Source organism: Pseudomonas quebecensis (assembly GCF_026410085.1).
GTDB classification, from domain to species: domain Bacteria; phylum Pseudomonadota; class Gammaproteobacteria; order Pseudomonadales; family Pseudomonadaceae; genus Aquipseudomonas; species Aquipseudomonas quebecensis.
The window spans coordinates 333,117-354,186 of record NZ_CP112866.1; the positions used below are offsets into that span (position 1 = coordinate 333,117).

The following is a 21,070-nucleotide window of genomic DNA, read 5'->3' on the forward strand; positions in this document are numbered from 1 at the left end:
GTAGTAAGGGTTGCCTTCAATGAAAACCGTTTTTTCCTGCATGCTCTGCGTCGCGCACCCAGTATTTGCTGCTCCATATTGCACCGCTGCCGAGGCTACGTTACTGTGCCTGAACGTATGGACGAGACCCTTCCCGTGTTGATCATCAGCAAACTCTTAATGCGAGTCGTCAAGGCACACGCCCGTTGGCGTTGGCGCGCCTGACTTTTTCTCCACCGGCTCCGCCGGACCTGTACCGTTTGGCCTTCTTCACCCTCTGTTTGACGCCCCTTGCCTGCGACGCCGGCAACCGGAACGTGCGCCTGGCAGCGGGTATCCCCTTGAAGGCCGTGGCTAGAAATCAGTGAATTCCAGAGGTGTTTGCTCCCATGTTGCTGATGATTGATAACTACGACTCCTTTACCTACAACGTTGTGCAGTACCTGGGCGAGCTGGGTGCCGAGGTCAAAGTGGTGCGCAACGACGAGCTCACCGTGGCCGACATCGCGGCACTTAACCCCGAGCGCATTGTGGTGTCGCCGGGGCCGTGCACACCGACCGAGGCGGGTGTTTCCCTCGACGTGATCAAGTATTTTGCCGGCAAGCTGCCGATCCTCGGCGTGTGCCTGGGCCATCAGTCCATTGGCCAGGCCTTCGGCGGCGATGTGGTGCGCGCGCGCCAGGTGATGCACGGCAAGACCAGCCCAGTGTTCCATAACAACGTGGGCGTTTTCCAGGGCTTGAATCTGCCCGTAACGGTCACTCGCTACCACTCGCTGGTGGTCAAGCGCGAAACCTTGCCTGAGTGCCTTGAACTGACCGCCTGGACCCAGCTGGAAGACGGCAGCGTCGATGAAATCATGGGCCTGCGCCACAAGACATTGAATATCGAGGGGGTGCAATTTCACCCCGAGTCGATCCTGACCGAGCAGGGCTACGAGCTGTTCGCCAACTTTCTCAAGCAGAGCGGCGGCACGCGCTAAGGACTTTCCATGGATATCAAGACTGCCCTGAGCCGTATCGTCGGCCATCTGGACCTGAGCACCGCCGAAATGAGCGATGTGATGCGCGAGATCATGACCGGTCAATGCACCGACGCGCAGATCGGCGCTTTCATGATGGCGATGCGCATGAAGAGCGAGAGTATCGACGAGATTGTCGGCGCTGTGTCGGTGATGCGCGAGCTGGCGGACAAGGTCGAACTCAAGACCCTCGACGGCGTGGTCGATGTGGTGGGCACCGGCGGCGATGGGGCGAACATCTTCAACGTATCGACGGCTGCTTCTTTTGTCGTCGCGGCGGCGGGTTGCACCGTGGCCAAGCATGGTAACCGTGCGGTGTCCGGCAAGAGCGGCAGTGCCGACCTGCTGGAAGCGGCCGGTATCTACCTGAACCTGACGCCGGTGCAAGTGGCGCGCTGCATCGATAACGTCGGCATCGGCTTTATGTTTGCCCAGTCTCACCACGGTGCGATGAAACACGCGGCCGGCCCGCGTAAAGACCTGGGCCTGCGCACGCTGTTCAACATGCTCGGCCCGCTTACGAATCCGGCCGGCGTGAAGCACCAGGTGGTGGGTGTGTTCAGCCAGGCACTGTGCCGACCATTGGCCGAAGTGTTGCAGCGTCTGGGCAGCAAGCACGTGCTGGTGGTGCACTCCAAGGACGGTCTGGACGAGTTCAGCCTGGCCGCGCCGACTTTTGTCGCAGAGCTCAAGAATGATCAGGTCACCGAATATTGGGTAGAGCCTGAGGACCTGGGGATGAAGAGCCAGAGCCTGCATGGCCTGGCGGTGGAAAGCCCGGCCGCCTCCCTTGAATTGATTCGTGATGCCTTGGGGCGCCGTAAGACCGAAAACGGTCAAAAGGCTGCGGAGATGATTGTTCTGAATGCTGGCGCGGCACTTTACGCAGCGGACCATGCCTATAGTCTTAAAGAAGGTGTCGAGTTGGCTCACGATGCACTGCACACCGGTCTGGCCCGCGAGAAACTCGAGGAGCTGGGAGCATTCACTGCCGTATTCAAGATGGAGAATGAAGGATGAGTGTGCCGACCGTTCTGGAAAAGATCCTGGCCCGCAAGGCCGAAGAAGTCGCCGAGCGCCGTGCCCGCGTCAGCCTGGCTGAACTGGAAGACCAAGCCAAGCTGGCTGACGCGCCGCGAGGGTTCGCCAAGGCCCTGCTGGAGCAGGCTAAAAAGAAGCAGCCGGCGGTGATCGCGGAGATCAAAAAAGCTTCGCCGAGCAAAGGCGTGATCCGTGAGCATTTTGTGCCGGCCGAGATCGCCGTGAGCTATGAAAAGGGCGGGGCGACGTGTCTGTCGGTGCTCACCGATATTGACTATTTCCAGGGCGCCGATCTGTTCCTGCAGCAGGCTCGCGCCGCATGCAAGTTGCCGGTGATCCGCAAGGATTTCATGGTCGACCCGTACCAGATCGTCGAAGCCCGTGCCTTGGGTGCCGACTGTGTACTGCTGATCGTTTCCGCACTGGATGACGTGAAGATGGCCGAACTGGCCGCCGTGGCCAAACGCGTCGGCCTGGATGTATTGGTGGAGGTGCACGATGGCGATGAGCTGGAACGCGCCCTGAAAACCCTCGACACACCGCTCATAGGCGTCAACAACCGAAACCTGCACACTTTCGAGGTCAGCCTGGAGACCACTCTCGACCTGCTGCCGCGTATCCCGCGCGACCGTTTGGTGGTCACGGAGAGTGGCATCCTCAACCGTGCCGACGTGGAACTGATGGAAATCAGCGACGTGTATTCGTTCCTGGTCGGCGAGGCGTTTATGCGCGCGGAAAATCCAGGGGCTGAATTGCAGCGCTTGTTCTTCCCGGAGCGCGGCGTGCCGGTCAGTGGTTCCACGCTCGATTGATTTGAAATGCGATCCAAGTGTGGCAGGGGGCTTGCTCCCGATGGCGGCGATTCAGTTGGAGCATCCTTGACTGACATACCGCTATCGGGGGCAAGCCCCTCTCACATTCGGGTTTGTGTTTATTCAGATAGGTAGGTGCTCATTGATCCAGCCAGTGTCGATGCGTGTTGAAGCAGGCCTTGCCGCCGAGCAAGCCTTACTGGCCGCCGTTTGCGCGGGTGAGCAGGGGTTTGGGTTGTTGTTCTGGCAGCCCAGTGACCAGGCATTGGTGATGCCACGCCGTTTGAGCAGATTGCCTGCTTTCGATGTCGCCAGTCGCGTGTCTGCGGATGCCGGTTGGCCGGTGCTCTTGCGCGAAACCGGCGGCGAGCCTGTGCCGCAATCGGCGGCTACGGTCAACATCGCACTGGTCTACGCGCCGCCACGCAGCGAAGGCGACCAGAACCGCATCGAGACCGGTTACCTGCGTTTATGCCAGCCGATTTGCGATCTGTTGATCGAGTTGGGCGGCGATGCCTCGGTCGGCGAGATCGATGGGGCATTCTGCGACGGCCGTTACAACGTCAACCTCAATGGCCGCAAAATGGTCGGCACCGCCCAACGCTGGCGTCAGAGCGGCGGTCGCGCGGTGGGGTTGGTGCATGGAGCGTTGTTACTGGAGAACGATCGTGAAGCACTGATTGCGGCGGTCAACCGCTTCAACCAGGCCTGTGGTCTGGAGCAGCGAGTGCGCGCCGACAGCCATATCGCCCTGCACGAAGCGTTCCCGGCACCGGACGCCATCAGCCGATTGGATATCTTGTACCGCCAGATGCTGGCCGGCATCCTGGCCTAACGAGTACCGAACACCACCATCGTCTTGCCTTTGACGTGCACCAGGTTGCGCTCCTCCAGGTCTTTGAGCACGCGCCCGACCATCTCCCGCGAACAGCCGACAATGCGCCCGATTTCCTGGCGCGTGACCTTGATCTGCATGCCGTCGGGGTGGGTCATGGCGTCCGGCTGCTTGCACAGCTCCAGCAGGCAGCGGGCCACCCGGCCGGTGACATCGAAGAACGCCAGGTCGCCGACCTTGCGCGTGGTATCGCGCAGGCGCTGAGCAATCTGGCCGCTGAGGGCGTACAGAATGTCGGGATCGTGCTGGGCCAGTTCGCGGAATTTGGCGTAGCTGATCTCGGCCACGTCGCACTCTACCTTCGCGCGCACCCAGGCGCTGCGCTCCTGCTCCTTACCTGCTTGTTCGAACAGGCCCAACTCGCCGAAAAAGTCTCCGGTGTTGAGGTAGGCGATGATCATCTCCCTACCGTCCTCATCCTCGATCAGAATGGTGACGGAACCCTTGACGATAAAGAACAGCGTTTCGGAGCGCTCGCCGGCGCAGATGATGTTGTGCTTGGCCGGGTAGCGTCGGCGCTGGCAATGCATCAGCAGCTTGTCGAGGTTCTTGATCTTGGGTATGGGAGTAAGGGCAACCATGGTTGTATCCCGAAAAGGCGTCGCAAGGGGGTTGGCGTTGTTGTATGCAGCGGTATCGGCACAGATACGGGCTGGATAAAGTGTGGCAATGAGCCATCGATTTGGCGCCAGCTTAACAGAGGCATTCTGACTCGATCAGGGAATTTACTGGGCAACGCCCCGTTATCTATCACTTTGATGGGATGCACTGCCGTGATCGGGCCCTGTGCTAAGCTGGCGACCCTTTTTAAGCAGTGGAGTCTGGGCGATGAAGGCACGCATCCAATGGGCGGGCGAAGCCATGTTCCTCGGTGAGTCGGGCAGTGGCCATGTGGTGGTCATGGATGGCCCGCCGGAAGCCGGTGGTCGTAACCTGGGTGTACGCCCGATGGAAATGCTCCTGCTGGGTGTAGGCGGTTGCAGCAATTTCGACGTCGTCAGTATCCTGAAGAAATCCCGCCAGGCCGTGGAAAGCTGCGAAGCCTTCCTGGACGCCGAGCGCGCCACTGAAGATCCGAAGGTATTCACCAAGATCCATATGCATTTCGTGGTGAAGGGGCGCGGTCTTAAAGAAGCCCAGGTCAAGCGCGCCATCGAGTTGTCGGCTGAGAAATACTGCTCGGCATCGATCATGCTGGGCGCGGCCGGTGTGGCCATTACCCATGACTACGAGATTGTCGAGTTGGGCTGATCAACACTCGGCAAAAGAAAAGGGCGCTTTGAGCGCCCTTTTTTGTACCGGCAGGTCGGATCAGATGCGGTACGTACTTTTGGTCATGACCTTGGCCAGCAGGCTCATGCCCAAGCGTACCGGTGCCGGGAAACGAAAGCCGCCGGCGTCCAGCGCGCTTTCGGCGTGGTGTTCTTCGTCGATGCGCATCTGTTCAAGAATCGCACGGGACTTGTCGTCTTCACTGGGCAATTGCTCCAGGTGTTCGTCCAAGTGCTTGCACACCTGATGTTCCGTCGCGGCGACGAAACCGAGGCTGACCTTATCGCTGACCAGCCCGGCCACGGCGCCGATACCAAACGACAAACCGTAGAACAGCGGGTTCAGCACGCTTGGGTGGCTGCCCAATTGGCGGATGCGCTGCTCGCACCACGCCAGATGGTCGATTTCTTCCTCCGCCGCATGCTCCATGGCCGCGCGCACGTGCGGCAGCTTGGCGGTCAGGGCCTGTCCCTGGTACAGCGCCTGGGCACACACTTCGCCGGTATGGTTGATGCGCATCAGGCCTGCGACGTGACGGGTGTCGGTCTCGTTCATCTGCACATCGGGCTGCAGCAGGGCGGGCGATGGGCGGTAAGGCTGCCCGCTGAAGGGCAACAGCGTACGCATGGCCGTATCGGCTTGCAGCAGCAGACGGTCAATCGGCGAGTAGTGACGTTGGGTTGTCATGCTGACCTCCGGGAAGAATCTCGGCGGCCAGTTTACCGCAAGAGAGGAGAGAGCGTTTGCCCTGAGTCAAGGGCATAGGGTCGCAGCCTCCAGCGTTGGCTTCGACCCTGCGGACTTATCAGCCCGGCGGCCAGTTCATCTGGCGCTGACCCAGAACGTGCATGTGGATGTGATAAACGGTTTGTCCGCCCATCTCATTGCAGTTCATGACCACGCGGAAACCTTCTTCGCAACCCAGCTCCAGGGCCAGGCGCTGGGCTGTAAACAGGATATGGCCGGCCAGGCCTTTATCGTCCTCGGTCAGGTCGTTCAAGGTACGGATCGGTTTCTTGGGAATCACCAGAAAATGCACCGGTGCTTGTGGGGCGATGTCGTGGAAGGCTAAAACTTGATCATCTTCGTAAATGATCTTCGCGGGTATTTCTCTGTTGATGATCTTGGTGAACAGAGTATCCACAGCGGTTTCTCCATGATGAAAGGTCAGGGTGAGTGTACTCAGGCGATCAGCGTGGGCAATAGGCTTTGTTGATGGCGCCGGCGATCTTGCGTGTCAGCCAGCGTGGGCTGAAACGTGGGCTGAATGCCAACCAGCGGTTGCGCCGCCCCGGGATGATGATGGCTTTGTTCTTTTCCAGTGCTCGCACGGTGTAGAGCGCGACTTCTTCCGGGCTCATCAGCAGGTCGCTGCGCTCGAGCTTGGCGGTGTCCATTTGCGCGGTGCTGAAGAATGCGGTGCGCGTCGGCCCCGGACACAATACCGATACCTTGATGCCGCAGGTCTTGAGCTCTTCGCGCAGGCTTTCGGAAAAATGCAGCACGTATGCCTTGCTTGCGTAGTAACTGCTCATCCATGGGCCAGGCTGGAAGGCCGCGATCGAGGCAACGTTGAGGATCTGCCCGCCGCCGTGCAGCGCCATGGCATTCCCCAGGGCATGGCACATCCGGGTCAGGGCAAGGATGTTGACTTCGATCAGGTCCTGCTCGGTCATCCAGTCCTGGGCCAGGAATGGCCCGCTGGTGCCGATGCCGGCGCAGTTCACCAGCAGGTCGATCTGCCGCTCGCCTTCTTCCAGCTCCAGCAGAAACCCGGACAAGCGCAGAGGCTCGCCCAGGTCACACGCGCGAAACAGCACTTCTACGCCAAAGCGTTGGGTCAATTCGAGGGCGATGCTTTCCAACTGATCACGCTGGCGGGCCACCAGAATCAAGCTGCGGCCGCGTCGGGCCAGTGCTTCGGCCAAAGCCAGGCCGATGCCGCTGGAGGCACCGGTGATCAGAGCGTAACGGGTCATGCGTTTCTCCATCGCAACGTCCCGGGCCGGTGATGGCGGCACCACCGGCCCGAAGCGTTTCTTTACTGATCCGGAGAGTCTACAGGGTCGGCCGCTTCGTCAGCACTTTGCGTGTCGTCTTCCTGGACGGTCCCGCTCTGGTCGGCGTCTTCGTCGTACGTCATGGAACTGCTTTCGTAGCTGCTGTCGACGTTGCTCTCGAGTTGATCGAGGTAGCCGTTCATCCCCAGGGTCACCACGATGATCAGTATCAACGGAATGAACGCCAGCCACAGTGACGCCAGCACCTTGACTGCGGTGGAGTTGCGCGGCGGCGGCGCGCCGTACTGGTTGGCGCCCGCATTGCCCGGCATTACCAGCAGCAGCAAGGGGAAAATGCTGTTGACCAGCGGGACCAGGTTGAGCAGGTACAACCAACCGGACCAGCCCAGGTCGTGCAGACGCTGCACACCGATTTGCACGCTTACGACAACGAGCGCCACGAACAGCGCAAGGCCCAGCAGCGAACCGACGATGATGGCAAGGGTCGGCGAGGCGGTGGCGATGGCGAAGCCCACGGTGCTCAGGATGCCGGCTGCCACGATCATTGCAACGGTCAGTACCAGCGTCCATGCCAGGTACCGCAGGCGACCGATACGCCCATTGATGGTGAACACTTTGAGGGTGGCGTATTCCGGCAGGTTTTCACCGACGGCAGCCCGTGGCGGCGCATACGGCGATGCGGCCGGGGTGGAGAAGTCCGTGGTGCCGGCAGTGGTCTCGTGGGTTTCGGCAAGGCTGAAGGCCACCGGTTGCTCGGCTTCGATACGTGCATCGACGCCGGCGTTCTTCAGTGCGGTGAGGTAGGTCTCGGCGTCCGGGCGTGACAGGTCACGTTTAAGTGCGACCGTGCGGCCGGTAAAGAGCTTTTCGATCGCCTCGACGTCGCTCTTGAACAGCTCGGCCAGGTTCAGCTTGGCCGTGGTGCTTTCGACACCCGGGAGCAAGGCTCCATCAAACACAATCTTGAAACGGTTGTCGCTCATGCGGGCATCCTTGTCTGTCAAACATTGGGGGGAGTGCAAGCCTGCGCAATCGGCAGGCCTTGCAGGATTAGTCAGCGTGGCCAGTGTAACTGTGTCGCCTGTGTTTGCGCCTCGCGGTATTCGGCATTCAGGCGCGCAACGAGTTCATCGACGCCGGGCAAATCGCCAATTTCACCGACGCCCTGGCCGGCCGACCAGACAGTCTTCCAGGCCTTGGCCTCGTCGTTCAGCGGTTTGAGCTTGGAACCGGAGTTGACTTCGCCTTTGCCTTGCAGGGCATTGAGGTCGAAGCCGGCGTTTTCCAGGCTCTGGCGCATGAAGCTCGCCGGCACACCCGAGACAGCGGGAGTGTGCACGATGTCGGCGGCGCGCGCTGTGAGCAGCATCTCTTTATAAGCATCTGGAGCGTGGCTTTCGGTGGTGCCGATAAATCGAGTGCCCAGGTAGGCCAGGTCCGCCCCCATGACTTGCGCAGCCAGAATCTGGTGCCCGTGGTTGAGGCAACCGGCCAACAGTACGGTTTTATCGAAGAACTGGCGAATTTCTGCGATCAGCGCGAAAGGGCTCCAGGTCCCCGCATGGCCCCCCGCCCCGGCGGCCACGGCGATCAGGCCGTCCACCCCGGCTTCGGCGGCTTTCTCGGCGTGGCGCCGAGTGGTGACATCATGAAACACCAGGCCGCCGTAGCTGTGCACGGCGTCCACCAACTCTTTGACCGCGCCAAGGCTGGTGATGACGATCGGCACTTTGTGATCGACGCAGATGGCCAGGTCAGCCTCAAGGCGTGGGTTACTGCCATGCACGATCAGGTTGACGGCGTACGGGGCCGGGTTGTCCAACTGCGCCAGGCCCGCCTCGATCTCCTCCAACCAAGCTTTGAAGCCGCTGCTTTCACGCTGGTTGAGCGCCGGAAAGCTGCCGACGATTCCGTTGCGGCAACACGCCAGGACCAGTTGCGGGTTGGAAATCAGAAACATCGGCGCGGCCACCACGGGCAGGCGCAGACGTTGTTCGAGCAGAGCGGGCAGCGACATTGGATGTACCCCGATTGATTGACGTTAGAACGGCTTGACCACCACCAAAATTACGACAGCCAGCAATATCAGAACTGGCACTTCATTGAACCAGCGATAAAAGACATGGCTGCGGGTGTTTTCGCCACGGGCAAAGCGTTTTACCTGGGCGCCGCACATATGGTGGTAACCGATCAGCAGCACGACCAGGGTCAGCTTGGCGTGAATCCAGCCGCCCGTGCTGAAGATGCCGGGGTTCAGTGCAATCAGCCAGATGCCGAACACCAGGCTGGCAAGCATTGCCGGGCCCATGATTCCGCGGTAGAGCTTGCGCTCCATGACGCTGAAGCGTTCCTTGCTGACGGTGTCTTCACTTTGTGCGTGGTAGACGAACAGGCGTGGCAGGTAGAACAGCCCGGCAAACCAGCAGACGATGCTGACGATGTGGAAGGCTTTGACCCATAGATAGAGCATTTTCAGTTATTCCCAGGTTCACGGTAGCGAGGATAGTAGTGGCAGATACGCCCATACGTCACGTTGGCGGTTGTCGCAGAACGATGTGGCCCCTATTATCGACGGCTTTCCAGTGGTTCGTTGAGGGCAGGTTTATGGTCAAGGTCGGTATTGTCGGCGGCACGGGTTACACCGGTGTCGAATTGCTGCGTCTGTTGGCTCAGCATCCGCAGGCTGAGGTGGTGATCATCACCTCCCGATCCGAGGCCGGCCTGGCTGTGGCCGATATGTACCCGAACCTGCGCGGCCACTACGACGGCCTGGCGTTCAGCGTGCCGGACACCAAGACCCTGGGCGCATGCGATGTGGTGTTCTTCGCCACGCCCCATGGCGTTGCCCATGCACTGGCCGGTGAGTTGCTGGCCGCCGGCACCAAGGTTATCGACCTGTCGGCGGACTTCCGCCTGCAGGACGCCGACGAATGGGCCAAATGGTACGGCCAGCCTCACGGCGCACCGCAGCTGTTGGAAGAGGCGGTATACGGTTTGCCGGAAGTCAATCGTGAGCAGATCAAGCAGGCGCGCCTGATCGCCGTGCCGGGCTGCTATCCGACTGCGACACAACTGGGCTTCCTGCCGCTGCTCGAGGCTGGGCTGGCGGATGCGTCGCGTCTGATCGCGGACTGCAAATCAGGCGTGAGCGGCGCAGGTCGTGGCGCCGCGGTTGGTTCGTTGTACTCCGAAACGTCGGAAAGCATGAAAGCCTATGCGGTAAAAGGGCATCGTCACTTGCCGGAAATTCGTCAGGGCTTGCGTCGCGCCGCCGGTAAAGAGGTGGGGCTGACCTTTGTTCCGCACTTGACCCCGATGATCCGTGGTATTCACTCCACGCTTTACGCGACCGTGACTGATCGCTCGGTGGATCTGCAGGCCTTGTTCGAGCAGCGCTATGCCGGCGAGCCGTTCGTCGATGTGATGCCTGCCGGCAGCCATCCGGAAACCCGCAGCGTACGCGGCGCCAATGTCTGTCGGATCGCGGTGCATCGCCCGCAGGACGGTGACTTGGTAGTGGTGCTGTCGGTAATCGATAACCTGGTCAAAGGCGCGTCCGGCCAGGCAGTGCAGAACATGAACATCCTGTTTGGCCTGGATGAGAAGCTGGGGTTGTCCCACGCAGGCATGTTGCCCTGAGAGCAGCGCCAAGCGTTAAGCTTGAAATTGCCGCTGCTCCCATAATAGTTGACCGCTTTTCTAGGAGAAGCGGATAATGCCCGCCATTACGCATATGGCGGCGCGACGCCGGGAGATTATCAGCATGAGCGTTGAATCCTTCACCCCCACGGCTTTGCAATTCACCCACGGTGCTGCGCACAAGGTGAAGAGCCTGGTCGATGAAGAGGGTAATGATCGCTTGAAGCTGCGCGTATTTGTTACGGGCGGCGGTTGTTCAGGGTTTCAGTACGGTTTTACCTTCGATGAAGAAGTTGCCGATGACGACACCATCGTTGAGCGCGAGGGCGTTAGCCTGGTCGTGGATCCGATGAGCTTCCAGTACCTGGCAGGTGCCGAGGTGGATTATCAGGAAGGTCTGGAAGGATCGCGCTTCGTGATCAAGAATCCCAATGCCACCACCACTTGTGGTTGCGGGTCTTCGTTCTCGATCTGATTGGCAGCGGATACAAAAACGCCGCTTGGCTTTGATAGGCCAAGCGGCGTTTTGCTGTCTGGAAGGTCACGCGGGGTAGATCGCGCCGAGTATTCGCAGCCCGCGCGCACCGGTCACGCTCGGGCGATTAGTAGCGATGCCTTCAAGACAGCAATGGGCCAGCCAGGCGAATGCCATGGCTTCCACCCAGTCAGGGTCCACGCCATAAGTCGCGGTGGTGCTGACTTGAGTGGAGGGCAGTAACGCCGCCAGACGCCTCATCAGCGTGCTGTTATGCGCACCGCCGCCGCAAACCAGTAGGGTTTCAGTGTGGCTTTGTGCGATTTGCAGGGACTCGACGATGGTCTGCGCGGTCAGTTCCAGCAAGGTGGCCTGCACGTTCTGAGGCGCGAAGGCTGGCAGGCGGGCGAGGTGCTGTTGCAGCCATCCGAGATTGAACACTTCACGGCCGGTGCTCTTCGGACCTTTGGTGGTGAAGAACGGATCGCTGAGCAATGCGTTGAGTAGCTGTGGCTCAACGTTACCGCCGCCGGCCCACTGGCCATCGCGGTCGAAGTGGTGGCCTTGCTGGAGGTGGATCCAGGCATCCAGCAGCACGTTGCCCGGGCCACAGTCGAAGCCTGCAACCGGCTTGCCTGTCTCGATCAAACTGAGGTTGCTGAAACCGCCTACGTTCAGTACCGCGCGGTTGCCGCTGCGCTCACCAAACAGGGCCTCATGAAATGCAGGTACCAATGGTGCGCCCTGGCCGCCGGCGGCGACGTCGCGGCTGCGGAAGTCGCTGACGACGGTAATGCCAGTCAATTCGGTGAGCAGCGCGGGGTTGCCGATCTGTACGGTAAAACCTCGGGAAGGTTCGTGACGAATGGTCTGACCGTGGCTGCCAATCGCACGAATGTGCTGCGGTTTGAGATTCTGCTGGCCCAGTAACGTATGGATGCCTTGAGCGGCGAGTGCAACCCAGTGTTGCTGGGCAATGGCCGACCGGGCGATTTCATCCGGGCCGCTGGCGCACAGGCCCAGCAATTCGGCGCGCAGGCTGTCGGGCATGGGGACGTAATGGGTGGCGATCAAGCTGATCGCCGCGTCCTGCTCGATGAGGGCAATGTCCAGGCCATCAAGGCTGGTCCCGGACATTACACCTATATAGCGCGGCATCGCTTAACGCTTCGCCGAAGCCAGCAAGGTGGTGCGCTCCTGATCCATGCGCGCCATCAGCGGCTGGCTCTGTTGCATGAAGCGCGCGCGCTCGGCTTTGGCGATGGGGTCAGCCATCGGCAGCTTCTGGCCCAGTGGGTCGACGTGAACGCCGTTGACCTGGAACTCATAGTGCAGATGCGGCCCGGTAGACAGGCCCGTAGTGCCGATATAGCCAATTACCTGGCCTTGCTTCACGTTGCCGCCCGTTTGCACGCCCTTGGCGAACCCTTGCATGTGACCATACAGCGTACGGTACGTGTTGCCGTGCTGGATGATGACAGTGTTGCCATACCCGCCGCGACGGCCGGCCAGCAGTACCTTGCCGTCACCGGCAGCCTTGATCGGCGTACCGCGTGGCGCGGCATAGTCGACGCCTTTGTGGGCGCGAATCTTGTTCAGAATAGGGTGCTTGCGGCCCATGGAAAAACGCGAGCTGATGCGAGCGAAATCCACTGGCGTACGGATGAACGCCTTGCGCATGCTGTTGCCGTCAGCGGTGTAGTAGCTGGTGTTGCCTTGTTTGTTGGTGTAGCGCACGGCGGTGTAAGTTTTGCCGCGATTGGTAAAGCGCGCGGAGAGAATGTTGCCGGTGCCGACCACTTTGCCGTTGGCGACTTTCTGTTCGTAGATGACGTCGAATTCATCGCCCTGACGGATGTCTTGGGCGAAGTCGATGTCGTAGCCAAAGACACTGGCCATGTCCATGGTCATGTTGTGGGACAGGCCCGCGCGGGCAGCCGATTGAGACAGTGAGCTGTTAATCACGCCGTGAACGTAGGCGGAGCGCATTACCGGCTTGGTGGTGATGCGATTGAAGGCAAAGCCCTTGGGGCCCTTGGTCAGTGTAATGCTTTCCAGATCGCTGACATTGCTGTGCAGATTGTTCAGCTGGCCATCCGGTGTGAGCTCGAATTCCAGTTTCTGCCCGTGCTTGAGCTGGGTGAATTGCCTGGCTTGCTTATCGCTGGCCAACACTTGCGTAACGGACGCCGCCGGCAGGCCTACTTTTTCGAACAGGGTGGAGAGGGTATCGCCCTTGGCAACGATCACTTCGCGGTGTTGTGGGCCCTTCGCCGGTGTCGGTGCCGGTACGGGTGGGTTTTGGGTGGCTTGCTGGGTGTCCTCGGGAGTGCTTTCTATCTGCGCGAACGGTGAGTCCACGGGTGCGTTTGTGGCTTGTTGAGCGTCGGAAGCGTCTTGATCTTGTGTCAGTTGTTCAACGGGGCTCTCCAGGTCAAGGCTCAGAGACGTTCGTTTGGCTTCTACATCACTGGAAGGGAATACCAGGAGTGCCAGGCTGAGAAGGGCGGCGATACCACTTGCGGCAAGCAGGTGGGTCTTCGGGTAAAGCGGCGGCGCTTTAGACGGTTCAGTGGTCATAGGTAATTTGACTTTGAAAAGATGAAATGGAAAAGATGAATGACATGATGAAGATGAAATAACTGTATAAAATATAACCAAATCATCTGTGGCGCAAGCTCGCGAATGCCGGGCTTGCTGAAGGTTGTCCGTTTGCAGGGCAAAACTTGTAATTAGTCCCTGATCTTGTATGGTTGGTTCCCTTTTGAATCTGAGCCTTGCGGGTCTGTTATGAAGTCGGTTGAAGAGCAGCTAGCGCTGATAAAACGTGGTGCGGAAGAACTGTTGGTCGAGGCTGAGCTGATCGAAAAGCTCAAGCGTGGCCAGCCCCTGCGTATCAAGGCCGGCTTTGATCCGACCGCACCGGATCTGCACCTGGGACACACCGTGCTTATTAATAAGCTGCGTCAGTTCCAGGAGCTGGGGCATCAGGTGATCTTCCTGATAGGTGACTTCACCGGGATGATCGGTGATCCAAGCGGAAAGAGCGCGACGCGACCACCCCTGACCCGTGAACAGGTTCTCGATAATGCCGAGACCTACAAAACGCAGGTATTCAAGATTCTCGATCCGGCCAAGACCGAGGTGGCATTCAATTCCACCTGGATGGATCAGATGGGGCCGGCAGACTTTATCCGCCTGACTTCTCAGTACACCGTGGCGCGCATGCTCGAGCGTGATGATTTCGATAAGCGCTATTCGACTAACCAGCCGATTGCCATCCATGAGTTTCTCTACCCGCTGGTTCAGGGGTATGACTCGGTAGCGTTGCGCGCGGACGTTGAGCTGGGCGGGACGGATCAGAAATTCAATCTCCTGATGGGGCGTGAGTTGCAACGCGCCTATGGGCAGGAAGCTCAATGCATTCTGACCATGCCTTTGCTGGAGGGGTTGGACGGCGTCAAGAAGATGTCCAAATCCTTGGGTAACTATGTAGGTATTCAGGAGGCGCCGGGTGTGATGTACGGCAAGCTTGTGTCCATACCTGATGCATTGATGTGGCGTTATTTCGAGCTATTGAGCTTCCGCTCGATGGATGAGATCAATGCGCTGCGTGCTGAGGTTGAAGCGGGGGCCAATCCGCGGGACGTGAAGATCAAGTTGGCTGAAGAGATCGTAGCGCGTTTCCATGGCGAGGAGGCTGCGGCCAGCGCTCACCGTGCGGCAGGCAATCGTATGAAAGATGGCGAGTTGCCGGATGATCTGCCGGAGATCGAATTGGCTGCGACGGAGGCGATGCCCATTGCCGCCGTCCTCAATAAGGCGGGCCTGGTGAAGAACTCGGCAGTCGCTCGCGATCTTTTGGGTTCTGGCGGCGTGCGTATTGATGGTGAGGTGGTTGATCGCGCCTTTATATACCAGCTGGGCGCGACTCATGTTTGTCAGGCTGGGAAGAAGGCATTTGCGCGTATTACGCTCAAATCGGAATAAACCTGAAATTAACGGTTGACGGCGAATTATATCTGTCTATAATTCGCCCCACTTCCGGCGCAGTCGAAACGGAAAACTCCTTGGTAAACAAAGAGTTACGCAGAATTCGACAGCGGATCGCTTCAGTTCATCGAAGCTCAGAAGGAGTTGGTAGAGCAAGGTTGTTTGGCTCTATTAACGTTTCGATCTTCTCGGTCGAAAGCGGAGAAAAAGAGGTGTTGACAGCAGCGTGTAACGCTGTAGAATTCGCCTCCCGCTAACGAGAGATCGGAAGCGCAAGTGGTTGAAGTTGTTGAAGAAATCTTCGAAAACTTCTGAAAATAATCACTTGACAGCAAATGAGGCTGCTGTAGAATGCGCGCCTCGGTTGAGACGAAAGATCTTAACCAACCGCTCTTTAACAACTGAATCAAGCAATTCGTGTGGGTGCTTGTGGAGTCAGACTGATAGTCAACAAGATTATCAGCATCACAAGTTACTCCGCGAGAAATCAAAGATGTAACCAACGATTGCTGAGCCAAGTTTAGGGTTTCTTAAAAACCCAAAGATGTTTGAACTGAAGAGTTTGATCATGGCTCAGATTGAACGCTGGCGGCAGGCCTAACACATGCAAGTCGAGCGGTAGAGAGAAGCTTGCTTCTCTTGAGAGCGGCGGACGGGTGAGTAATGCCTAGGAATCTGCCTGGTAGTGGGGGATAACGTCCGGAAACGGACGCTAATACCGCATACGTCCTACGGGAGAAAGCAGGGGACCTTCGGGCCTTGCGCTATCAGATGAGCCTAGGTCGGATTAGCTAGTTGGTGGGGTAATGGCTCACCAAGGCGACGATCCGTAACTGGTCTGAGAGGATGATCAGTCACACTGGAACTGAGACACGGTCCAGACTCCTACGGGAGGCAGCAGTGGGGAATATTGGACAATGGGCGAAAGCCTGATCCAGCCATGCCGCGTGTGTGAAGAAGGTCTTCGGATTGTAAAGCACTTTAAGTTGGGAGGAAGGGCCATTACCTAATACGTGATGGTTTTGACGTTACCGACAGAATAAGCACCGGCTAACTCTGTGCCAGCAGCCGCGGTAATACAGAGGGTGCAAGCGTTAATCGGAATTACTGGGCGTAAAGCGCGCGTAGGTGGTTTGTTAAGTTGGATGTGAAATCCCCGGGCTCAACCTGGGAACTGCATTCAAAACTGACTGACTAGAGTATGGTAGAGGGTGGTGGAATTTCCTGTGTAGCGGTGAAATGCGTAGATATAGGAAGGAACACCAGTGGCGAAGGCGACCACCTGGACTGATACTGACACTGAGGTGCGAAAGCGTGGGGAGCAAACAGGATTAGATACCCTGGTAGTCCACGCCGTAAACGATGTCAACTAGCCGTTGGGAGCCTTGAGCTCTTAGTGGCGCAGCTAACGCATTAAGTTGACCGCCTGGGGAGTACGGCCGCAAGGTTAAAACTCAAATGAATTGACGGGGGCCCGCACAAGCGGTGGAGCATGTGGTTTAATTCGAAGCAACGCGAAGAACCTTACCAGGCCTTGACATCCAATGAACTTTCTAGAGATAGATTGGTGCCTTCGGGAACATTGAGACAGGTGCTGCATGGCTGTCGTCAGCTCGTGTCGTGAGATGTTGGGTTAAGTCCCGTAACGAGCGCAACCCTTGTCCTTAGTTACCAGCACGTTATGGTGGGCACTCTAAGGAGACTGCCGGTGACAAACCGGAGGAAGGTGGGGATGACGTCAAGTCATCATGGCCCTTACGGCCTGGGCTACACACGTGCTACAATGGTCGGTACAAAGGGTTGCCAAGCCGCGAGGTGGAGCTAATCCCATAAAACCGATCGTAGTCCGGATCGCAGTCTGCAACTCGACTGCGTGAAGTCGGAATCGCTAGTAATCGCGAATCAGAATGTCGCGGTGAATACGTTCCCGGGCCTTGTACACACCGCCCGTCACACCATGGGAGTGGGTTGCACCAGAAGTAGCTAGTCTAACCTTCGGGGGGACGGTTACCACGGTGTGATTCATGACTGGGGTGAAGTCGTAACAAGGTAGCCGTAGGGGAACCTGCGGCTGGATCACCTCCTTAATCGACGACATCAGCTGCTCCATAAGTTCCCACACGAATTGCTTGATTCATTGAAGAAGACGATAAGAAGCAGCCCGAAATTGGGTCTGTAGCTCAGTTGGTTAGAGCGCACCCCTGATAAGGGTGAGGTCGGCAGTTCGAATCTGCCCAGACCCACCAATTTTGTGTGGGAAACGCCTGTAGAAATACGGGGCCATAGCTCAGCTGGGAGAGCGCCTGCCTTGCACGCAGGAGGTCAACGGTTCGATCCCGTTTGGCTCCACCACTACTGCTTCTGACGTTTGAAAGCTTAGAAATGAGCATTCCATCGCTGCGATGGTGAATGTTGATTTCTAGTCTTTGACTAGTTCGTTCTTTAAAAATTTGGGTATGTGATAGAAAGATAGACTGAACGTTACTTTCACTGGTAACGGATCAGGCTAAGGTAAAATTTGTGAGTTCTCTTAATTGAGAAATTCGAATTTTCGGCGAATGTCGTCTTCACAGTATAACCAGATTGCTTGGGGTTATATGGTCAAGTGAAGAAGCGCATACGGTGGATGCCTTGGCAGTCAGAGGCGATGAAAGACGTGGTAGCCTGCGAAAAGCTTCGGGGAGTCGGCAAACAGACTTTGATCCGGAGATGTCTGAATGGGGGAACCCAGCCATCATAAGATGGTTATCTTGTACTGAATACATAGGTGCAAGAGGCGAACCAGGGGAACTGAAACATCTAAGTACCCTGAGGAAAAGAAATCAACCGAGATTCCCTTAGTAGTGGCGAGCGAACGGGGACTAGCCCTTAAGTGGCTTTGAGATTAGCGGAACGCTCTGGAAAGTGCGGCCATAGTGGGTGATAGCCCTGTACGCGAAAATCTCTTAGTCATGAAATCGAGTAGGACGGAGCACGAGAAACTTTGTCTGAATATGGGGGGACCATCCTCCAAGGCTAAATACTACTGACTGACCGATAGTGAACTAGTACCGTGAGGGAAAGGCGAAAAGAACCCCGGAGAGGGGAGTGAAATAGATCCTGAAACCGTATGCGTACAAGCAGTGGGAGCCCACTTTGTTGGGTGACTGCGTACCTTTTGTATAATGGGTCAGCGACTTATTTTCAGTGGCGAGCTTAACCGAATAGGGGAGGCGTAGCGAAAGCGAGTCTTAATAGGGCGTCTAGTCGCTGGGAATAGACCCGAAACCGGGCGATCTATCCATGGGCAGGTTGAAGGTTGGGTAACACTAACTGGAGGACCGAACCGACTACCGTTGAAAAGTTAGCGGATGACCTGTGGATCGGAGTGAAAGGCTAATCAAGCTCGGAGATAGCTGGTTCTCCTCGAAAGCTATTTAGGTAGCGCCTCATGTATCACTGTAGGGGGTAGAGCACTGTTTCGGCTAGGGGGTCATCCCGACTTACCAAACCGATGCAAACTCCGAATACCTACAAGTGCCGAGCATGGGAGACACACGGCGGGTGCTAACGTCCGTCGTGAAAAGGGAAACAACCCAGACCGTCAGCTAAGGTCCCAAAGTTATGGTTAAGTGGGAAACGATGTGGGAAGGCTTAGACAGCTAGGAGGTTGGCTTAGAAGCAGCCACCCTTTAAAGAAAGCGTAATAGCTCACTAGTCGAGTCGGCCTGCGCGGAAGATGTAACGGGGCTCAAACCATACACCGAAGCTACGGGTATCACGTAAGTGATGCGGTAGAGGAGCGTTCTGTAAGCCTGTGAAGGTGAGTTGAGAAGCTTGCTGGAGGTATCAGAAGTGCGAATGCTGACATGAGTAACGACAATGGGTGTGAAAAACACCCACGCCGAAAGACCAAGGTTTCCTGCGCAACGTTAATCGACGCAGGGTTAGTCGGTCCCTAAGGCGAGGCTGAAAAGCGTAGTCGATGGAAAACAGGTTAATATTCCTGTACTTCTGGTTATTGCGATGGAGGGACGGAGAAGGCTAGGCCAGCTTGGCGTTGGTTGTCCAAGTTTAAGGTGGTAGGCTGAGATCTTAGGTAAATCCGGGATCTTAAGGCCGAGAGCTGATGACGAGTCATCTTTTAGATGACGAAGTGGTTGATGCCATGCTTCCAAGAAAAGCTTCTAAGCTTCAGGTAACCAGGAACCGTACCCCAAACCGACACAGGTGGTTGGGTAGAGAATACCAAGGCGCTTGAGAGAACTCGGGTGAAGGAACTAGGCAAAATGGCACCGTAACTTCGGGAGAAGGTGCGCCGGTGAGGGTGAAGGACTTGCTCCGTAAGCTCATGCCGGTCGAAGATACCAGGCCGCTGCGACTGTTTATTAAAAACACAGCACTCTGCAAACACGAAAGTGGACGTATAGGGTGTGACGCCTGCCCGGTGCCGGAAGGTTAATTGATGGGGTTAGCTAACGCGAAGCTCTTGATCGAAGCCCCGGTAAACGGCGGCCGTAACTATAACGGTCCTAAGGTAGCGAAATTCCTTGTCGGGTAAGTTCCGACCTGCACGAATGGCGTAACGATGGCGGCGCTGTCTCCACCCGAGACTCAGTGAAATTGAAATCGCTGTGAAGATGCAGTGTATCCGCGGCTAGACGGAAAGACCCCGTGAACCTTTACTATAGCTTTGCACTGGACTTTGAATTTGCTTGTGTAGGATAGGTGGGAGGCTTTGAAGCGTGGACGCCAGTCTGCGTGGAGCCATCCTTGAAATACCACCCTGGCAACTTTGAGGTTCTAACTCAGGTCCGTTATCCGGATCGAGGACAGTGTATGGTGGGTAGTTTGACTGGGGCGGTCTCCTCCTAAAGAGTAACGGAGGAGTACGAAGGTGCGCTCAGACCGGTCGGAAATCGGTCGTAGAGTATAAAGGCAAAAGCGCGCTTGACTGCGAGACAGACACGTCGAGCAGGTACGAAAGTAGGTCTTAGTGATCCGGTGGTTCTGTATGGAAGGGCCATCGCTCAACGGATAAAAGGTACTCCGGGGATAACAGGCTGATACCGCCCAAGAGTTCATATCGACGGCGGTGTTTGGCACCTCGATGTCGGCTCATCACATCCTGGGGCTGAAGCCGGTCCCAAGGGTATGGCTGTTCGCCATTTAAAGTGGTACGCGAGCTGGGTTTAGAACGTCGTGAGACAGTTCGGTCCCTATCTGCCGTGGACGTTTGAGATTTGAGAGGGGCTGCTCCTAGTACGAGAGGACCGGAGTGGACGAACCTCTGGTGTTCCGGTTGTCACGCCAGTGGCATTGCCGGGTAGCTATGTTCGGAATAGATAACCGCTGAAAGCATCTAAGCGGGAAACTAGCCTCAAGATGAGATCTCACTGGAACCTTGAGTTCCCTGAAGGGCCGTCGAAGACTACGACGTTGATAGGTTGGGTGTGTAAGCGCTGTGAGGCGTTGAGCTAACCAATACTAATTGCCCGTGAGGCTTGACCATATAACACCCAAGCAATTTGAGTCGAAAGGCCAGATTGCGGTGTGTGAAGACGCAATGAACCGAAAGTTCGACGCTCACAAAACACCGACAGCTGTCACATACCCAATTTGCTGAAGCGAGGCCATCTGGTCACGACTCAGTACCCGAATTTCTTGACGACCATAGAGCATTGGAACCACCTGATCCCATCCCGAACTCAGCAGTGAAACGATGCATCGCCGATGGTAGTGTGGGGTTTCCCCATGTGAGAGTAGGTCATCGTCAAGATTAAATTCCGAAACCCCAATTGCGAGAGCAGTTGGGGTTTTGTTTTGGGCGCTCGAAAAGCGGAGTGAGGGCACTCTGATTTTCTCCTGTTTTCGACGCTAAATTTTGCCCTTTCTATGCAAGCACTCTTCGCATGGCTATCATGCGTGCCTCATTGTGAGGC

Annotated in this window: 17 protein-coding genes, 2 tRNA genes and 3 rRNA genes; 13 read left to right on the forward strand and 9 right to left on the reverse strand. The window is 57.3% G+C overall.

Translation table 11 applies throughout. From position 1 onward, the window contains the following. Nucleotides 1–368 precede the first annotated feature (368 nt). The 4 genes from OSC50_RS01540 to OSC50_RS01555 all read left to right on the forward strand — a co-directional run bounded on the left by OSC50_RS01540 (nucleotide 369) and on the right by OSC50_RS01555 (nucleotide 3,689). Nucleotides 369–962, forward strand: coding sequence for an aminodeoxychorismate/anthranilate synthase component II (locus tag OSC50_RS01540; protein WP_181080251.1), 594 nt, complete (start codon nucleotides 369–371; stop codon nucleotides 960–962). Nucleotides 963–971: 9 nt separating this feature from the next. Further along, nucleotides 972–2,021, forward strand: a complete 1,050-nt coding sequence (gene trpD, locus OSC50_RS01545; protein WP_253509601.1) for an anthranilate phosphoribosyltransferase — start codon at nucleotides 972–974, stop codon at nucleotides 2,019–2,021. Next, entirely contained in the window at nucleotides 2,018–2,854 is an 837-nt protein-coding gene (trpC, locus tag OSC50_RS01550; RefSeq protein ID WP_266247045.1) for an indole-3-glycerol phosphate synthase TrpC, read from the forward strand. The genes trpD and trpC overlap by 4 nt, the downstream gene beginning before the upstream one ends. A gap of 142 nt (nucleotides 2,855–2,996) precedes the next feature. Further along, nucleotides 2,997–3,689, forward strand: a complete 693-nt coding sequence (locus OSC50_RS01555) for a lipoate--protein ligase family protein (protein ID WP_266247042.1) — start codon at nucleotides 2,997–2,999, stop codon at nucleotides 3,687–3,689. Here the strand turns inward: OSC50_RS01555 and crp are convergent. Continuing rightward, nucleotides 3,686–4,330, reverse strand: a complete 645-nt coding sequence (gene crp, locus OSC50_RS01560) for a cAMP-activated global transcriptional regulator CRP (RefSeq protein ID WP_253509599.1) — start codon at nucleotides 4,328–4,330, stop codon at nucleotides 3,686–3,688. The two genes, OSC50_RS01555 and crp, sit on opposite strands and share 4 nt — an antisense overlap. 247 nt (nucleotides 4,331–4,577) lie before the next feature. Between crp and OSC50_RS01565 the strand changes: the two genes are divergently transcribed. Then, on the forward strand, nucleotides 4,578–5,000 hold the full coding sequence (locus OSC50_RS01565; RefSeq protein ID WP_009045862.1) for an OsmC family protein: 423 nt from the start codon (nucleotides 4,578–4,580) through the stop codon (nucleotides 4,998–5,000). Between the two features lie 60 nt (nucleotides 5,001–5,060). Here the strand turns inward: OSC50_RS01565 and coq7 are convergent, their stop codons facing one another. The 6 genes from coq7 to hemJ all read right to left on the reverse strand — a co-directional run bounded on the left by coq7 (nucleotide 5,061) and on the right by hemJ (nucleotide 9,512). Beyond that, complete coding sequence (gene coq7 / locus OSC50_RS01570) at nucleotides 5,061–5,708, reverse strand: 2-polyprenyl-3-methyl-6-methoxy-1,4-benzoquinone monooxygenase (RefSeq protein WP_266247033.1); 648 nt, start codon at nucleotides 5,706–5,708, stop codon at nucleotides 5,061–5,063. Nucleotides 5,709–5,826: 118 nt separating this feature from the next. Continuing rightward, a complete protein-coding gene (locus OSC50_RS01575) occupies nucleotides 5,827–6,165 on the reverse strand; it encodes a histidine triad nucleotide-binding protein (protein WP_181081909.1) in 339 nt (112 codons plus the stop codon). Nucleotides 6,166–6,211: 46 nt separating this feature from the next. After that, nucleotides 6,212–7,000 (reverse strand): SDR family NAD(P)-dependent oxidoreductase, encoded by a 789-nt coding sequence (locus OSC50_RS01580; protein ID WP_266247031.1) that lies wholly within the window; start codon nucleotides 6,998–7,000, stop codon nucleotides 6,212–6,214. Nucleotides 7,001–7,062: 62 nt separating this feature from the next. Further along, a complete protein-coding gene (locus OSC50_RS01585; protein WP_266247029.1) occupies nucleotides 7,063–8,025 on the reverse strand; it encodes a DUF805 domain-containing protein in 963 nt (320 codons plus the stop codon). Between the two features lie 71 nt (nucleotides 8,026–8,096). Further along, a complete protein-coding gene (locus OSC50_RS01590; protein WP_266247027.1) occupies nucleotides 8,097–9,059 on the reverse strand; it encodes an NAD(P)H-dependent flavin oxidoreductase in 963 nt (320 codons plus the stop codon). Between the two features lie 24 nt (nucleotides 9,060–9,083). After that, nucleotides 9,084–9,512, reverse strand: a complete 429-nt coding sequence (gene hemJ, locus OSC50_RS01595; protein ID WP_253509594.1) for a protoporphyrinogen oxidase HemJ — start codon at nucleotides 9,510–9,512, stop codon at nucleotides 9,084–9,086. Between the two features lie 134 nt (nucleotides 9,513–9,646). On the opposite strand from hemJ, the gene argC reads away from it, so the two are divergent. Continuing rightward, nucleotides 9,647–10,681: an N-acetyl-gamma-glutamyl-phosphate reductase gene (gene argC, locus OSC50_RS01600; protein ID WP_266247025.1), complete on the forward strand. Its 1,035-nt coding sequence runs from the start codon at nucleotides 9,647–9,649 to the stop codon at nucleotides 10,679–10,681. Nucleotides 10,682–10,805: 124 nt separating this feature from the next. Then, the gene (erpA, locus tag OSC50_RS01605; RefSeq protein ID WP_007906865.1) at nucleotides 10,806–11,156 is read left to right on the forward strand and encodes an iron-sulfur cluster insertion protein ErpA; all 351 of its coding nucleotides are present in this window, start codon (nucleotides 10,806–10,808) and stop codon (nucleotides 11,154–11,156) included. A 66-nt stretch (nucleotides 11,157–11,222) separates the two neighbouring features. Here the strand turns inward: erpA and OSC50_RS01610 are convergent, their stop codons facing one another. Both OSC50_RS01610 and OSC50_RS01615 read right to left on the reverse strand, forming a co-directional pair. Then, nucleotides 11,223–12,314, reverse strand: a complete 1,092-nt coding sequence (locus tag OSC50_RS01610) for an anhydro-N-acetylmuramic acid kinase (RefSeq protein ID WP_181081903.1) — start codon at nucleotides 12,312–12,314, stop codon at nucleotides 11,223–11,225. A gap of 3 nt (nucleotides 12,315–12,317) precedes the next feature. Next, nucleotides 12,318–13,736: a peptidoglycan DD-metalloendopeptidase family protein gene (locus OSC50_RS01615; RefSeq protein ID WP_266247022.1), complete on the reverse strand. Its 1,419-nt coding sequence runs from the start codon at nucleotides 13,734–13,736 to the stop codon at nucleotides 12,318–12,320. Nucleotides 13,737–13,946: 210 nt separating this feature from the next. Between OSC50_RS01615 and tyrS the strand changes: the two genes are divergently transcribed. The 6 genes from tyrS (at nucleotide 13,947) to rrf (ending at nucleotide 20,907) form a co-directional block, all read left to right on the forward strand. Next, entirely contained in the window at nucleotides 13,947–15,146 is a 1,200-nt protein-coding gene (tyrS, locus tag OSC50_RS01620) for a tyrosine--tRNA ligase (protein ID WP_181081901.1), read from the forward strand. 553 nt (nucleotides 15,147–15,699) lie between these two features. After that, nucleotides 15,700–17,236, forward strand: a 16S ribosomal RNA gene (locus OSC50_RS01625). 82 nt (nucleotides 17,237–17,318) lie between these two features. Then, nucleotides 17,319–17,395, forward strand: a tRNA-Ile gene (locus tag OSC50_RS01630). A gap of 30 nt (nucleotides 17,396–17,425) precedes the next feature. Next, nucleotides 17,426–17,501 (forward strand) — tRNA-Ala (locus OSC50_RS01635). A 247-nt stretch (nucleotides 17,502–17,748) separates the two neighbouring features. Then, nucleotides 17,749–20,640, forward strand: a 23S ribosomal RNA gene (locus OSC50_RS01640). 151 nt (nucleotides 20,641–20,791) lie between these two features. Continuing rightward, a 5S ribosomal RNA gene (rrf, locus tag OSC50_RS01645) occupies nucleotides 20,792–20,907 on the forward strand. Together the 16S, 23S and 5S rRNA genes with 2 tRNA genes alongside form the textbook arrangement of a ribosomal RNA operon. The last annotated feature ends 163 nt before the right edge of the window (nucleotides 20,908–21,070 follow it).

What these genes read in the sequence shown, in the direction of transcription:
- OSC50_RS01540 (WP_181080251.1), top strand. Translation starts at nt 369, where the DNA reads ATGTTGCTGATGATTGATAACTACGACTCCTTTACCTACAACGTTGTG.
- crp (WP_253509599.1), bottom strand. Translation starts at nt 4,330, where the DNA reads ATGGTTGCCCTTACTCCCATACCCAAGATCAAGAACCTCGACAAGCTG.
- OSC50_RS01580 (WP_266247031.1), bottom strand. Translation starts at nt 7,000, where the DNA reads ATGACCCGTTACGCTCTGATCACCGGTGCCTCCAGCGGCATCGGCCTG.
- argC (WP_266247025.1), top strand. Translation starts at nt 9,647, where the DNA reads ATGGTCAAGGTCGGTATTGTCGGCGGCACGGGTTACACCGGTGTCGAA.
- OSC50_RS01610 (WP_181081903.1), bottom strand. Translation starts at nt 12,314, where the DNA reads ATGCCGCGCTATATAGGTGTAATGTCCGGGACCAGCCTTGATGGCCTG.
- tyrS (WP_181081901.1), top strand. Translation starts at nt 13,947, where the DNA reads ATGAAGTCGGTTGAAGAGCAGCTAGCGCTGATAAAACGTGGTGCGGAA.
- OSC50_RS01615 (WP_266247022.1), bottom strand. Translation starts at nt 13,736, where the DNA reads ATGACCACTGAACCGTCTAAAGCGCCGCCGCTTTACCCGAAGACCCAC.
- hemJ (WP_253509594.1), bottom strand. Translation starts at nt 9,512, where the DNA reads ATGCTCTATCTATGGGTCAAAGCCTTCCACATCGTCAGCATCGTCTGC.
- trpC (WP_266247045.1), top strand. Translation starts at nt 2,018, where the DNA reads ATGAGTGTGCCGACCGTTCTGGAAAAGATCCTGGCCCGCAAGGCCGAA.
- OSC50_RS01565 (WP_009045862.1), top strand. Translation starts at nt 4,578, where the DNA reads ATGAAGGCACGCATCCAATGGGCGGGCGAAGCCATGTTCCTCGGTGAG.
- coq7 (WP_266247033.1), bottom strand. Translation starts at nt 5,708, where the DNA reads ATGACAACCCAACGTCACTACTCGCCGATTGACCGTCTGCTGCTGCAA.
- erpA (WP_007906865.1), top strand. Translation starts at nt 10,806, where the DNA reads ATGAGCGTTGAATCCTTCACCCCCACGGCTTTGCAATTCACCCACGGT.
- OSC50_RS01590 (WP_266247027.1), bottom strand. Translation starts at nt 9,059, where the DNA reads ATGTCGCTGCCCGCTCTGCTCGAACAACGTCTGCGCCTGCCCGTGGTG.
- OSC50_RS01585 (WP_266247029.1), bottom strand. Translation starts at nt 8,025, where the DNA reads ATGAGCGACAACCGTTTCAAGATTGTGTTTGATGGAGCCTTGCTCCCG.
- trpD (WP_253509601.1), top strand. Translation starts at nt 972, where the DNA reads ATGGATATCAAGACTGCCCTGAGCCGTATCGTCGGCCATCTGGACCTG.